Raw genomic sequence first — 12,323 nt, forward strand, 5'->3', positions numbered from 1 at the left:
GGGGGGTGGGGTTGGGTGGGGGCGTAGAGCGCCATGGATGGCGCGAAGCGAGGCCCGCAGGAGCGGCTCTTGCCGTCCCCCGCCCAGCCCCACCGCCCGGCCCAGCCCGACCACGCCAACACACCGCGCCCACCACGGAGGGGCCCAGCCGTTCGCCCACCCTCACCCGTTCGCGAACAACCCCGCATACGCAGGCGCCACGTGCGGCAACAGCACGGCAGCCGGCACCTCGGCCGTCTGCGTACCATCCGAGTAAGGCCCCACCTGGTACGGCGGGAACACGAAACGCAGCGAGGTGATCCGTCCCGTCGCATCGGTCAGCGGCTCGAACTGGCTGAAGTTGGCCACCTTGCCGGAGGTGCCTTCGGCGATCATCCGCGAGGCGTTGCGCAGCGATTCCTGCAGCTCGCCCGGCTCCAGATCCTCACTGCTGAGCCGGGTCGCCACCCGTTCGCGCAACTGGTCGGCGATGTACAGACCCACCGCCTTCCAGCCCGCCTCGTCGGGAATCAGTTCCTCGGCGGTCAGCAGGCGCGCCTGCGCAGGCAACCAGACGAAGCGCGCCACCAGCGGCTCACCATGGGCGCCGCCGGTGTAGCGGCTGCCCTCTGCACTGACCACCACCAGCTGCGGCGTCTCCAGCTGCTTTTCAAAGGCCAGCGACAGCTCGTACGGCATGCTCGGCGTGTCGTTGCCCAGGCCATCCAGGGCCTGCTGCAGCTCGGCACGCGCTGCGGCTGCATAGGCGTGCAGTGCATGGGCCAATCCCGGGTACCGGTCGAGGCCGGGCGCATAGCTGATACCGATGACGGCCTGCGGGGTCGTCTCGATCTCATCCTTGAGCTGGACCGGGCCCGTCGCTGCGTCGGGTGCCGCGGTCGTCGGCTGCGCCGGCGCGTCAACCACGGGTGCGGCCGGGGCGGCGTCTTGACGGCCGCAGCCGGCCAGCAACGTGATCCCCAGGGACATCGCCAGCAACGGGGCGGCGGTGCGGGACACGGTGGTACGTTTCATCCAATTCCCCTGTTCAATCAACACAAACATTTCCTTAACTGCATGAGCACTGCCAGCGCGTCAGGGCGCCAGCAGATCCTGGTATTCGGCATGACGCGCCATGAACGCTTCGGCATAGGCGCAGGCGGGCACCACTTTGTAGCGCTGCTCCCGGGCCCAGCGCAGTGCCACCCGCGTCAGTTCACCGGCGATACCCCGCCCGGCAATGGCGTCGGGCACCTCGGTATGTGTAATGACCATCCGGCGGCGCTTGAGCTGGTAGTCGAGCAGGGCAAGGTGGCCCTGGACGCGGGCGGTGAAGCGCTGGCCCGCCTGATCATGGGCAATCTCGTAGGCAAGTCCGGGCGGCGTGACCGAAGCCATGGGAGCATCTCCTCTGCGGCACCCCGGATGGTGCGCAGACCGCCGCCATGGTGGCGTGAAACCGGGCGCCTGGCGAGCGCTAAAGTCGGGACCGCCGCGGCCGTTACCAAGGACGACAGGGCCGATTCCGCCACTTCCCGGCCGTCCCTGACTCCGCCGCTGACTGGACACCCCATGACCACCGAAACCCCTACCCCGGCACCGGCCGCTGCCGACATTACATTGCTGGAAGGCCTGCTACAGCTGGCGCTAGAAGGCCAGACCGACGCCGCCATGTTCCAGCAGATCGGCGAGGAAGTCAGCAGTCGCCTGCTCGAAACCTATGGCGCCAGTGCCCCGCGCACGGCCTGAGCAGCACCGCCCCCCGAGGGCTGCAAGCGCCGGATCCGTCCACCCGGCGCCAGCGTGCCGTCCGCCTCAGCCGAAGCCGAAGCGCGGGTTGGACAGTTCTCTCAGGAAATGGCTGAACACCGAGGGCTGCATGGCGAGCATGAACAGCACGCCGAATGCCGCGCCGGCCAGGTGCGCGCTGTGGTTGATTCGGTCCCCGCCGCGCTTGTCCATCCAGATGCTGTAGCCGACATAGAACACCGCATAGACGATGGCCGGGGCCGGGATGAAGAACACCAGGATCATGGTCCACGGGCTGAGCAGGATGAAGGCGAACAATACCGCCGACACCGCCCCTGAAGCGCCCAGGCTGAGGTAGTTCGGGTTCTTCTGGTTCTTGATGTAGCTGGGCAGGATCGAGACCAGCAGCGCACCGAGATAGAACGCCGGATAGGTCAGGTAGCTGCCGCTGATCTGCACCATGACCCGCTCGATATGCCCCCCGAAGAAGAACAGCGTGATCATGTTGAAGATCAGGTGCGGCCAGTCGGCGTGGATGAAGCCGTAGGTCAGCAGCCGGTCGTACTGGCGATGGCGGTCCACCGCCGGCGGCCACAGGATCAGCCGGTCGGCCAGCTTGCGGTTGTTGAACGCCATCCAGGAAAGGATGGCGGTGACGGCGATCAGCAGCAGGTTTACGGGCGTCATGTCAGGCTCAGGCAGCGCGGTAGTTGTCGACCATGCGGTAACGGCGCGCGTACCAGCCGAAGGCCAGTGCGGCGACGAACGCGAAGCCGGCGAAGAAGAACATCAGGAACGCGGCTTCGCTCAGGCCCGTACTCGCGATCTGGCTGGTCACCGTATCGTTGCGCACGGCGGCGTTGGACAGCAGTACCCACAGGTTGCCGATGGTGGTGGTCAGGTTCCAGAAACTCATCACCACACCCTTCATCGCCTGCGGGGCCTGGCTGTAGGCGAACTCCAGGCCGGTGGCCGAGACCAGCACCTCGCCGAAGGTCAGCAGGGCGTACGGCAGCATCTGCCAGAAGATCGACAGCGCGTTGCCACCATCCATCACCACCTGGATGCCACCCACCACGATCCACGCGAACCCGCTGAAGGCGATGCCCGCGGTCATGCGGCGCAGCGCGGTCGGTTCCCAGCCGAAGCGACGCAGCGCCGGATAGAGCACCAGGTTGTTGAAGGGGATCAGGATCATCACCAGCAGCGGGTTGAGCGCCTGCATCTGCGAGGCGGTGAACCAGCTCGGCATCGCCATCTGCTGGCCCTGCAGCACCCACGTGGAGGCTTTCTGATCGAACAGGGAGAAGAACGGCGTGGTCAGGGCGAAGATCACCAGCACGCGCAGCACCGAACGCACGCCCTCGACGGCCTCGGCCGGATGCACGGCCCGCGCGCGGTCCAACTGCATCCAGGTGCCGCCGCCGATGCCCACCAGCAGGGCCACCAGCGCAAGGCACAGGCAGATCACGATTCCGAGCGATCCCACCAGCCCGAAGGAGGCCACGGCGAGCACCCCACCGGCGATGGCCAGCGCCATTCCGGGGCGGCCGCGCCCTTCCACGCGCGCAGTCAGCGCGGTCCGCACCACGTTGGCGAACGAGTGCGGGTCCTTCGGAGGCAGCGGCGTGAGCACGTAGCGGCGCCGACCCAGCCAGAACACGAACGTGGCGATGAACATCAGGATGCCCGGGATGCCGAAGGCCCACTGCGGACCCCAGTTCTTGAGCACCAGCGGGATCAGCAGTGAAGCGAACAGCGAGCCGAAGTTGATGATCCAGTAGAAGGCATCGAACACGAAACGCGCCAGGTGCTTGTTGCTCTGGTCGAACTGGTCGCCCATGAAGGACGCCACCAGCGGTTTGATGCCCCCGGCCCCCAGCGCGATGAGCCCCAGCCCGAGGAAGAAGCCTTCGCGGCTGTTCTCGAACAAGGCCAGGCACAGGTGGCCCGCGCAGTAGATCAGGCTGAACCACAGGATGGTGTGGTACTTGCCGAAGAACCTGTCAGCCAGCCAGCCGCCGAGCAGCGGGAAGAAATACACGCCGATCATGAAGCTGTGCATGATGTCCTTCGCCTCGCCCGCCCGTCCCTCGGCGGTGATTTCCTGCAGCAGCAGCGAGGTGATCAGGAACTGCACGAGGATGTTGCGCATTCCGTAGAAGCTGAATCGCTCGCAGGCCTCATTGCCGATGATGTACGGAATCTGGCGCGGCATGGTGCCGTTGCCGACGGGGGCGGCTGCGTTCTGGCTCATCCTGTAAGAGATTCCTGCGGACACGAAAGCGTCAAGGTTACCGGAAGGCCGCCGGTCTGCGCACGCTGCAGGGCTGCACCACCGATCCGTGCGGCGCGGTGAGGCGGCCGAAAACCCTGCCGGAAGTCACGGTTCATGCACGTGATAAGCGTAAACTTATCGTTATGCGCGCTGCGATGACCCCTTTTCTGTTGTGCCTCGGCCTGCTTTCTGCCGATGGTGCGCAGGCCCTGCCCGCCCGCCCTGTCCCGGCGACCCCGCAGGCGGTCGAGCTGAGCATCGCCACGCTGCTGCTTCCGCCAGCCGATGAGCCGGCCTGGGAACAGCGCCGCGAACAGATGGTCCAGGTGCTCGATGCCCTGCGCCCGGATGTCATCGCCGTGCAGGAGGTCCAGCAGCTGGGACGTCGCAACGCGGCCTGCTGGCTCGCGCAGCGCCTGCGTTACAGCTGTGATTTCATCACCGCCGATCCACCCAGCCAGCCCGAGCGGCGCGGCAGCGCGATGCTGAGCCGGTTGGCGGTCAGCGAGGACGGTGTCACTCTGCTGCATCCGCCGGGCCGCTACAGTGCCGCCGGCATGATCCGCATCGCCGCCGGCACCAGCGAGGTCAATGTCTACACTGCACGCCTGCGCCCGGAGGGCGCCGATGCCACCGCGCGGCAGCACCAGGCCAACGATCTGATGGCATGGATCGCGGCGACCGCCGAAGGGCATCCCAGCCTGATCGCCGGTGATTTCGCCGCGCCGACCGACGAGCTGGTGCGCAGCACACCGGGGTTCCAGCCCGCGCGCCGGAATCCTTCCGCACGTATCGAACGCACGCCCGGCCTGCCGGCGTCTTCCGGTGGCAGCGGCCACGGCATGGATGTGCTGTTCCAGGTCAAGACGTTCAGCGGATTGCGCCAGAAGCGTATCGAACTGGCCGCCGAAGGAACGCTGCCAACGCTGGCGCTGGGTACGCTTGCCGTGCTGAAGCTGCAGGAGCCAGTGGCGGTCAACGCCGGGAGCCAGCCGGAAGGCTGAGCGTGGTGTTTCGGGCGCCCGGCCCGGTTATATGGAAAAAAAAACGGCCGCGCATTGCTGCGCAGCCGTTCGATCGAAAAACCCCGTGGGTCAGGCGATCGCTTCCTGGTAACGACGCTCGACTTCATTCCAGTCGATCACGTTGAAGAACGCGCCGATGTATTCCGGGCGACGGTTCTGGTACTTCAGGTAATACGCATGTTCCCACACGTCCAGGCCAAGGATCGGCGTGTTGCCTTCCATCAGCGGGCTGTCCTGGTTGCCGGTGCTTTCCACCACCACCTTCTTGTCCGGGGTCACGCTCAACCATGCCCAGCCACTGCCGAAACGGGTCAGGGCCGCCTTGGTGAACGCATCCTTGAACTTGTCGAATCCGCCGAGATCCGCGTCGATGGCCTTGGCCACGTCACCGACCGGATTGCCGCCCGCATTCGGTGCCATCACCGTCCAGAACAGCGAATGGTTGGCATGGCCACCGCCATTGTTGCGCACCGGACCCTGCAGGTTTTCCGGCAGCGACTTCAGCTTCTTCACCAGCTCTTCGACCGGCAGATCAGCGTATTCCGTGCCTTCCAGCGCCGCGTTGACGTTGTTGATGTAGGTCTGGTGATGCTTGGTGTGATGGATTTCCATCGTCGCCGCATCGATATGCGGCTCCAGCGCGTCGTAGGCGTAGGACAGCTTCGGCAGGGTATAGGCCATGTTGGATCTCCTGATAGCTTGAAAAACCCGGCGGTGTCGCCGGGCCGTGCCCGTTGATGATGGGGTCGTGGGGGGAGATTACCAAGGGTGCTGTAAAGGAAAGTGCGTGCTGCCGGTGACAGCTGCGTGGCGCTCCTCACAAGCTCATGACGCATGCAGCGGCGCGGCGCTACAGTGGCAGCTTCCATAACGCCTGGAACGCTGCCCCGATGCGCAATCCCCGCCGCTTCTTCATCGCCCTGGCCCTGCTCGTGGTTGGCCTGCTCGGCATGCAGCGGCTTCAGCGCCCGCCACCGCCGCAGTTCGCACCCTCGCTGACGACAGGCGTGGCGCCGCAGGACGCGCGGTCTGCCGCCCGCGCCGCCGGGCACGACGATGGCTTGCCCGCATTCCTGCCTGCCGAAGCACGCCAGACGATCGAACTGATCCAGCGGGGCGGCCCGTTTCCCCACGCACAGGACGGGACCGTGTTCGGCAACCGCGAGCATCAGCTGCCCGAGCGACCGCGTGGCTATTACCGCGAATACACCGTGCCCACGCCGGGCGCCGGCACCCGCGGCACACGCCGCATCGTCACCGGCGGGACGCCGCCGGAGGCGTGGTATTACACCAGCGACCACTACGCGTCTTTCCGCAGTTTCACTGTCACCGGGGAGCTGGCGCCGTGAGCCACGATGCGTTCGAACTCGGCCTGCATGATCTGGCCAATGCCGGCGTGTATGCCATTGGCACCGCCGATGTAGGCCCATTGGCCGCGACGATGCGCGATGCCGGACTGCGGGTCAGCCGCATCGATCTGCTTGATGTCAGCGACAAGCGCACGCTGCTGGCACGCATGGCGGCACAGCTGGATTTTCCAGGCGGTTTCGGCGGCAACTGGGACGCCCTGCTGGACAACCTGCGTGACCTCGGCTGGCTCAAGGCCAGCGGGCACGCCCTTTTCCTGGACCAGGCCGACAGCCTGCGCGACGGCGCCGGTGTCGACTTCGATACGCTGCTGGACATCCTCGACGAGGCCAGCCAGTTCTGGGCCGACCGTCAGGTCCCGTTCTGGGCGTTCATCGCACTGGAACCAGGCGCATAGCCAAGCGCCCCGGCGGCGACGCTGCACCCGGACACGCCGCCGGTTCACCGGCTGCCATTGTCGTCCTGGTATTCCGGTTTGAACGGCACGTCCGGGGGAGGTCGCGCGATGGCCGGCTGCTCCTGCATGTTGGGATCGCTCAGCCCGCACCCGCCACCGAACTGCAGCACGGAGATGACGCAGGAAATCGTGCTGCTGGTGCCCGGCAGCGGAATCTCGATGGACTTCACCCCGCGCCGCACCCACTCGGCCAGCAGGGATTCGTTCGGCGCCCAGTACTTGTCGAAGGAGGTCGGTGTGTAGTCGTACGGGGGGCGCTTGAGCCAGGTGCCCGACTGGGCGATCCGCTCCCTGCTCCAGCCGTCGTTGTCACCGCCCGGTGCGCCGCGCCCGCTGTCACCCGCGCCCGCCTGTCCGGGTACGCGCACGCTGCCATCGCTGTTGAACAGGCCAGTACCCTGCCCCGCGGCGCGACCGGCCGGCGCCGCACCGGCGGCGGCCGTGCCATCTCGGTTGCGCGCAGCGGCGCCCCAATCGTCCCCCCGCGCGGGGGTGGCCCAGTTGCCCGGCGCCGGCGCGGGACGCGGGCCCGCCTGGGCCGCCGGACCGGCGCCTGCAGCCGATGCAGGCGGCGCCGGCGCTGCAGCAGGCGCTGCATCGGCCACGGTGCGTTCGCGCACGCGGGGCGTGGCCATCATCCGGTCCGTCGTTGCCGGCGGAGTGTCACGCGGGCGTACCTCGGCCATGGCGATCTGTGGCGCGGGTGCGGCCTGGATCTCACGCTCGCGCACCTGGATCTCGGGCGCGCGCGCCGGCGCGGTGACGGTCGGCTGTGGCAGCCGCACCGGCTGCCTCACCGCCAGCACGGGGGCGACCTCGCGTTCGCGGACCTGTACGTCCGGCGTGGGCAGCGCAGGCGCCTGCACGTCCAGAGGCTGCACGCGCGCGGTCGCCGGCGGCGCCGGCGCGGTTTCAACCGTGCGTTCGACGACGTCCAGCGCCGGCGCGCGCGGCACCACGGTGACCTCCGTTCGGGCCACGTTGACCGGCGGCACCACGAAATCCACCGTCGCCTGCGCCACCTCGGTAGCCTGCACCGGTGGCGAAGGCGGCGCTGCGGCGGGTGGGCTGGCCGGTGCCGGCGTGGGCGGCGCAGGCGCTGCCGCAGCGGTCGGGGTGGAGGCCGGGGCGGGCACTGCACGGGCGGCGGCGCGGCTGGGCGGCACGCCGGGCGCAGCACCGCCGGACGCGTTCTCGGCCATCACGGCGCTGGCACTGCCCGGACGATCACCGCCGCCCTCCTGCGCACCTTCGCCGACGAATTCGATCTGCGTCCGCTCGCCCTGCTCGCCCGATTCCGGTGCCACCGGGCTGCGCACCACCGCCACCCAGGCCAGCAACAGGAAGAACATCAGATGCAGCAGCACACTGATCGCTCCGGATCCACGCCGCATCCAGCGCTGGTCGTGCGGAGCCGGGTCCCAGCCCTGCCACAGCAACCGACGCATCGCCCGCAGCAATGGAAGCTGCGCTGCGATGCCGATGTCTGCGGCGGCACGGGGGCGCAGCGCCTGCAGCATGGCCAGCGCCTGTTGCGGCGGCGCCAGCGGCGGCAACGCGCGCAGCCATACCGCCCAGCCGTACGGCAGACCCGTTTTCTTTTCAAGAATGGGGAGCACCTGCTGGCGGGCCAGCAGGTGCTCGATCAGCTGCGCCGCACGGGCGTTGGGCACGCGGCGCGGGTCAGGCAGCGTTGCCGCGCGGCATGTACGGGGCCTGGCCACTGTGGTGGTCGGTCGCGTCCCGCACTGCCGTCACGCCGGGCACGCGGCCCATCAGCGTCTTTTCAATGCCCTGTTTGAGCGTGACATCGGCCATGCCACAGCCCTGGCAGCCACCCCCAAAGCGCAGCAGCACCACGCCATCGGCTGAAACCTCCTGCACGGCCACCTTGCCTCCGTGCGAAGCAAGCTGCGGGTTGACCTCGTTCTCCACCACCCAGTGCACCCGTTCCACCAGCGACGCGGCATCGCCGGGGGCCTCGCCCTTGATCCGCGGCGCCTTGATGGTGAGCTGGTGACCGCCGCCCTTGGCCGGCACGATGTCGATCTCGGCTCCGTCCATCCAGCCGACGCTGTCGGCGGACACATAGAGCGTGAATCCGTCGCAGTCCACCGCCCATTCGTCGCCCATCAGGTCGGCGGGTTCGGCGAACTCCAGGCGCGCATCGGCGCGGGGCGTTCCGGGATCGACCGCGCTCAGGCGGACGCCCATGCCGGGCACGGCCTCGCGCTCGATGAGTTTGCGGAAGTGGGTCTGTGCAGTGTCGGAAATCTGGATCATCGGGCTATTCTAGCCAAGTCCGGGCCGGTCGCTCATTTGCTTTATACACTGCCCGGCGCATTGTTCAGTCATGGATTCCACGGGTGGATTGCTGCATGAATGACCTCATACCCCTCGCCCAGGCCCACTGCATCGCCCGCAAAGGCCATGAGCACCGGCTTGGACAGGCGCGCATCAACGAATTGCTGCCCCAGGTGCCGGGCTGGAAGCTGGTCGAGGACGGCCAGGCGCTGCAACGCACTTTCCCGTTCAAGGACTACCATCACACCATGGCGTTCGTGAACGCGCTGGCCTTCATCGCCCACCGTGAAGACCACCACCCCGACCTGGGGGTGCACTACGACCGCGCGGTGGTGCGTTACTCGACCCACGATGTCGGCGGCCTGAGCGAGAATGATTTCATCTGCGCGGCCAAGGCCTCGGCGCTGACGGAGCACCCCTGATGATCCTGCGTACGACCCTGTTGTCCCTTTCCCTCGTCGGTGCCCTGGCTGGCTGTGGCGGCACCGGTGGCGATGACGTGGCGGCCCGGCCGCAGGTCGCGCCGACCGAAGTGGCGGCGGTGAAGACCCCGCCGCCGCAGTACCCCGTGGAGCTTGGCTGTACTGGTGTCGGCGGCACCACCACGCTCAAGGTCGTGGTGGGCATCGACGGGCGCCCCAGCGATGTCACGCAGATCGGCAGCAGCGGCAACGCGCAGCTGGACGAGCAGGCCATCGCCGCCGTGCGCGGCTGGCAGTTCAACGCCGCCACGCGCAACGGCCAGAAGGTCCCGGCAACGATCCAGGTACCGGTGAGCTTCAATCCGCCCAACCCGCGTCCGGATGAGTGCTTCGCCATCGAAGAACGGATGCGCCGCGGCGGCTGATCCGCCCCGCGCCAGCAGGGAGCGCCCGCCAGCGCACGGCGTCCCTGCCCGCCCCCTGCTGCCCGGGCCCCGTCTAGCCGGGCCCGCTTTCCGAAGGAACGCGCTGGACCATGCAGGACATCTCCCCCGAAAACTTCTGGATGGCCCTCGGCGTCACCTTGGCCGCCGGCCTCGCCACCGCGCTGGGCAGCCTGATGGTGCTCTTCGCCAAGCGACCGCACCCGCGCCTGCTCGCCTTCGGGCTGGCCTTCGCCGGCGGCGCGATGGTGTACGTCTCGCTGTCGGAGATACTGAACAAGTCGATCGACTCGTTCACGCAGGCCTACGATGCCCGGCTCGGCTTCACCTACGGTACCTTCGCGTTCCTGCTGGGCATCCTGCTGATCGTCGCCATCGACCACCTCGTGCCAAATCCGCACGAGAGCCTGGACGAGAGTGACCCGGCGTTCCGTGCCGACAACACCTCCTACATCAAGCGCGTGGGGCTGATGACCGCCGTGGCGATCACCGCGCACAATTTTCCGGAAGGCCTGGCGACGTTCTTCGCTACGCTGGAAAGCCCTTCGGTCGGCATGCCGCTCGCTTTTGCGATCGCCATCCACAACATCCCCGAGGGCATTGCGATCGCGGTGCCGGTCTACTTCGCCACGCGCAGCAAGTTCTACGCGTTTGCCGCAAGTCTGGTGTCCGGCCTCGCCGAACCGATCGGCGCCGTCATCGGCTATTTCCTGCTCTCCGGCTCGTTGAACCACGCGACGTTTGGCTGGGTGTTCGGGCTGATCGCCGGCGTGATGGTGTTCCTGGCGCTGGACGAACTGCTGCCTGCCGCCAAGCGCTATGCCAAGGGCCACGAAACGGTGTACGGCCTGGTGGCCGGCATGATGACCCTGGCGCTGAGCCTGGTGCTGTTCAAGTGGTGAGGCGCCGGCGCGACGTGCGACCGGCGCAAGGCGTTATTTCAGGCGGTCCAGTGCGTCGACCAGCTCTTCGGCCAGCGGAGCATTGAGCACGTAGGGGGTCCTGCCGTCGTCAAGCGAGAACTCCAGCGAGGCGGCGTGGAGGAACAGGCGCTTCAGCCCGATCTGCTCGCGAAACCGCTTGTTGACCGCAGGATCGCCGTACTTGTCGTCGCCTGCCACCGGATGCCCCAGATGCTGCGCGTGCACGCGGATCTGGTGCGTGCGCCCGGTTTCGATCCGGACCTCGCAGTAGGAATGCCCGCCGCGACGCTCCAGCACCCTGAAATGGCTGATCGACGGCTTGCCGATGGCATTGACCTGCACGTGGCGTTCCCCGCCCTGTCGCAGCCCGACGTGAAGCGGCGCATCCACCGTCATGGTGCCGTCGGGCATGCGCCCGGACAGGAGGGTCAGGTATTTCTTGCGGATGCCCGCGCCGTGGTCTTCACGCAGCAGGGCCTGCAGCTCGCTGAGCGCGGAGCGCTTCTTGGCCACGATCAGCAGGCCGGAGGTGTCACGGTCCAGCCGGTGCACCAGTTCCAGCGTCCGTCCCGGCCGCAGCGCCCGCAGTGTTTCGATGGCGCCGAAACTGATGCCACTGCCGCCATGGCTGGCCACGCCGGTAGGTTTGTTGAGTGCGAGCAGGCGTTCGTCCTCATAGACGATGGCAGCCTCCAGCCGGCGCATGAACGACTCCGGCGGACCGGCCTTGTCGCCTTCCTCGGTGATCTGCACCGGCGGGATGCGGATCACCTCACCGGCTTCCAGCTTGCGTTCGGCCTTGGCCCGGCCGCCATTGACGCGGACCTGCCCACTGCGCACCAGCTTGTACACCAGGCTGCGCGGGGCCCCCTTGAGCTGGCCGAGCAGGAAATTGTCCAGGCGCTGGCCCGCCCGATCGTCTGGAACGGTGATCATGCGCACGGAAAGCTTGCCGGGGGTTGGGTTTGCGGGGTCTTGAGCAGTCATCAGCCTGTTTATTCTGTTACACTCGGGCGGCGAGATAAGGGATTGATTTCGTTGGAAGTTGGTCAGGGCCAGAAGCCCCGTTTCCGACGAATCCGGCACAGTGCGCGACCACCGCCCCCGGGGCGGCCATGTTAGCGGCTCACCGGCGCTCCCGGCCATCGCCGATTGCCTGACACGCAGTCGCGCTGAACATGTCCCGCGTGGCGCTCCAGTTCTGCTGACAGCTGCCGCCGGTCCCGCATTACCCAAAAACCAGATAGAACGAGCGCTCCCGCGGCCTGCCGTGGTGTCGTAGCGCTGGAAACCCGGGCCACCCTCCCCGCGCCTGCGCGAATGGGCGGCCAGCCGTGTCCAGAGGCGAAACTCCATGGCGTTCCGCGCGGTAGCC

The 12,323-nt window shown here is 67.5% G+C and carries 15 protein-coding genes; 7 read left to right on the top strand and 8 right to left on the bottom strand.

Annotated features, from left to right (window positions below):
* Positions 1-162 precede the first annotated feature (162 nt).
* Both FHY09_RS07860 and FHY09_RS07865 read right to left on the bottom strand, forming a co-directional pair.
* Positions 163-1,014 (bottom strand): DUF3298 and DUF4163 domain-containing protein, encoded by an 852-nt coding sequence (locus FHY09_RS07860; protein WP_166925879.1) that lies wholly within the window; start codon positions 1,012-1,014, stop codon positions 163-165.
* 60 nt (positions 1,015-1,074) lie between these two features.
* Entirely contained in the window at positions 1,075-1,377 is a 303-nt protein-coding gene (locus FHY09_RS07865) for a GNAT family N-acetyltransferase (protein ID WP_166925881.1), read from the bottom strand.
* A gap of 174 nt (positions 1,378-1,551) precedes the next feature.
* Between FHY09_RS07865 and FHY09_RS07870 the strand changes: the two genes are divergently transcribed.
* Positions 1,552-1,728 (top strand): hypothetical protein, encoded by a 177-nt coding sequence (locus FHY09_RS07870; RefSeq protein ID WP_166925883.1) that lies wholly within the window; start codon positions 1,552-1,554, stop codon positions 1,726-1,728.
* A 66-nt stretch (positions 1,729-1,794) separates the two neighbouring features.
* Here the strand turns inward: FHY09_RS07870 and FHY09_RS07875 are convergent, their stop codons facing one another.
* Both FHY09_RS07875 and FHY09_RS07880 read right to left on the bottom strand, forming a co-directional pair.
* Positions 1,795-2,415, bottom strand: coding sequence for a rhomboid family intramembrane serine protease (locus tag FHY09_RS07875; protein ID WP_166925885.1), 621 nt, complete (start codon positions 2,413-2,415; stop codon positions 1,795-1,797).
* Positions 2,416-2,422: 7 nt separating this feature from the next.
* A complete protein-coding gene (locus tag FHY09_RS07880) occupies positions 2,423-3,985 on the bottom strand; it encodes a POT-type proton-dependent oligopeptide transporter (RefSeq protein WP_166925887.1) in 1,563 nt (520 codons plus the stop codon).
* Between the two features lie 176 nt (positions 3,986-4,161).
* Between FHY09_RS07880 and FHY09_RS07885 the strand changes: the two genes are divergently transcribed.
* Positions 4,162-5,010: an endonuclease/exonuclease/phosphatase family protein gene (locus tag FHY09_RS07885; RefSeq protein ID WP_456362738.1), complete on the top strand. Its 849-nt coding sequence runs from the start codon at positions 4,162-4,164 to the stop codon at positions 5,008-5,010.
* Between the two features lie 90 nt (positions 5,011-5,100).
* Here FHY09_RS07885 and FHY09_RS07890 read toward each other — a convergent pair whose 3' ends face one another.
* A complete protein-coding gene (locus FHY09_RS07890) occupies positions 5,101-5,712 on the bottom strand; it encodes a superoxide dismutase (RefSeq protein WP_166925891.1) in 612 nt (203 codons plus the stop codon).
* A 209-nt stretch (positions 5,713-5,921) separates the two neighbouring features.
* Here FHY09_RS07890 and FHY09_RS07895 point away from each other — a divergent pair, with 209 nt between their 5' ends.
* Both FHY09_RS07895 and FHY09_RS07900 read left to right on the top strand, forming a co-directional pair.
* Positions 5,922-6,380 carry a ribonuclease domain-containing protein gene (locus FHY09_RS07895; protein WP_166925893.1) on the top strand — a complete coding sequence of 153 codons (459 nt, stop codon included), beginning with the start codon at positions 5,922-5,924 and terminating at the stop codon, positions 6,378-6,380.
* Positions 6,377-6,796: a barstar family protein gene (locus FHY09_RS07900; RefSeq protein ID WP_166925895.1), complete on the top strand. Its 420-nt coding sequence runs from the start codon at positions 6,377-6,379 to the stop codon at positions 6,794-6,796. The genes FHY09_RS07895 and FHY09_RS07900 overlap by 4 nt, the downstream gene beginning before the upstream one ends.
* Before the next feature lie 44 nt (positions 6,797-6,840).
* On the opposite strand, the gene FHY09_RS07905 is transcribed toward FHY09_RS07900, so the two are convergent.
* Both FHY09_RS07905 and FHY09_RS07910 read right to left on the bottom strand, forming a co-directional pair.
* Positions 6,841-8,529 carry a ribonuclease E domain-containing protein gene (locus FHY09_RS07905; protein WP_166925897.1) on the bottom strand — a complete coding sequence of 563 codons (1,689 nt, stop codon included), beginning with the start codon at positions 8,527-8,529 and terminating at the stop codon, positions 6,841-6,843.
* Positions 8,530-8,539: 10 nt separating this feature from the next.
* Positions 8,540-9,139, bottom strand: coding sequence for an NfuA family Fe-S biogenesis protein (locus tag FHY09_RS07910; RefSeq protein WP_166925899.1), 600 nt, complete (start codon positions 9,137-9,139; stop codon positions 8,540-8,542).
* A gap of 95 nt (positions 9,140-9,234) precedes the next feature.
* Between FHY09_RS07910 and FHY09_RS07915 the strand changes: the two genes are divergently transcribed.
* From FHY09_RS07915 to zupT, 3 genes are all read left to right on the top strand, one after another.
* Positions 9,235-9,582, top strand: a complete 348-nt coding sequence (locus tag FHY09_RS07915) for a 4a-hydroxytetrahydrobiopterin dehydratase (RefSeq protein ID WP_166925901.1) — start codon at positions 9,235-9,237, stop codon at positions 9,580-9,582.
* Positions 9,579-10,007, top strand: a complete 429-nt coding sequence (locus tag FHY09_RS07920; protein ID WP_208407709.1) for an energy transducer TonB family protein — start codon at positions 9,579-9,581, stop codon at positions 10,005-10,007. The genes FHY09_RS07915 and FHY09_RS07920 overlap by 4 nt, the downstream gene beginning before the upstream one ends.
* 110 nt (positions 10,008-10,117) lie before the next feature.
* Positions 10,118-10,927: a zinc transporter ZupT gene (zupT, locus tag FHY09_RS07925; RefSeq protein WP_166925906.1), complete on the top strand. Its 810-nt coding sequence runs from the start codon at positions 10,118-10,120 to the stop codon at positions 10,925-10,927.
* A gap of 33 nt (positions 10,928-10,960) precedes the next feature.
* On the opposite strand, the gene FHY09_RS07930 is transcribed toward zupT, so the two are convergent.
* Complete coding sequence (locus FHY09_RS07930; protein ID WP_456362739.1) at positions 10,961-11,935, bottom strand: RluA family pseudouridine synthase; 975 nt, start codon at positions 11,933-11,935, stop codon at positions 10,961-10,963.
* Between the last annotated feature and the right edge of the window lie 388 nt (positions 11,936-12,323).

It is taken from the genome of Xanthomonas sp. 60 (assembly GCF_011761925.1).

Excerpts from the sequence above, each read along its gene's own strand:
- FHY09_RS07860 (WP_166925879.1), bottom strand. The coding sequence starts at position 1,014 with ATGAAACGTACCACCGTGTCCCGCACCGCCGCCCCGTTGCTGGCGATG.
- FHY09_RS07865 (WP_166925881.1), bottom strand. The coding sequence starts at position 1,377 with ATGGCTTCGGTCACGCCGCCCGGACTTGCCTACGAGATTGCCCATGAT.
- FHY09_RS07870 (WP_166925883.1), top strand. The coding sequence starts at position 1,552 with ATGACCACCGAAACCCCTACCCCGGCACCGGCCGCTGCCGACATTACA.
- FHY09_RS07875 (WP_166925885.1), bottom strand. The coding sequence starts at position 2,415 with ATGACGCCCGTAAACCTGCTGCTGATCGCCGTCACCGCCATCCTTTCC.
- FHY09_RS07880 (WP_166925887.1), bottom strand. The coding sequence starts at position 3,985 with ATGAGCCAGAACGCAGCCGCCCCCGTCGGCAACGGCACCATGCCGCGC.
- FHY09_RS07885 (WP_456362738.1), top strand. The coding sequence starts at position 4,162 with ATGACCCCTTTTCTGTTGTGCCTCGGCCTGCTTTCTGCCGATGGTGCG.
- FHY09_RS07890 (WP_166925891.1), bottom strand. The coding sequence starts at position 5,712 with ATGGCCTATACCCTGCCGAAGCTGTCCTACGCCTACGACGCGCTGGAG.
- FHY09_RS07895 (WP_166925893.1), top strand. The coding sequence starts at position 5,922 with ATGCGCAATCCCCGCCGCTTCTTCATCGCCCTGGCCCTGCTCGTGGTT.
- FHY09_RS07910 (WP_166925899.1), bottom strand. The coding sequence starts at position 9,139 with ATGATCCAGATTTCCGACACTGCACAGACCCACTTCCGCAAACTCATC.
- FHY09_RS07915 (WP_166925901.1), top strand. The coding sequence starts at position 9,235 with ATGAATGACCTCATACCCCTCGCCCAGGCCCACTGCATCGCCCGCAAA.
- zupT (WP_166925906.1), top strand. The coding sequence starts at position 10,118 with ATGCAGGACATCTCCCCCGAAAACTTCTGGATGGCCCTCGGCGTCACC.
- FHY09_RS07930 (WP_456362739.1), bottom strand. The coding sequence starts at position 11,935 with ATGACTGCTCAAGACCCCGCAAACCCAACCCCCGGCAAGCTTTCCGTG.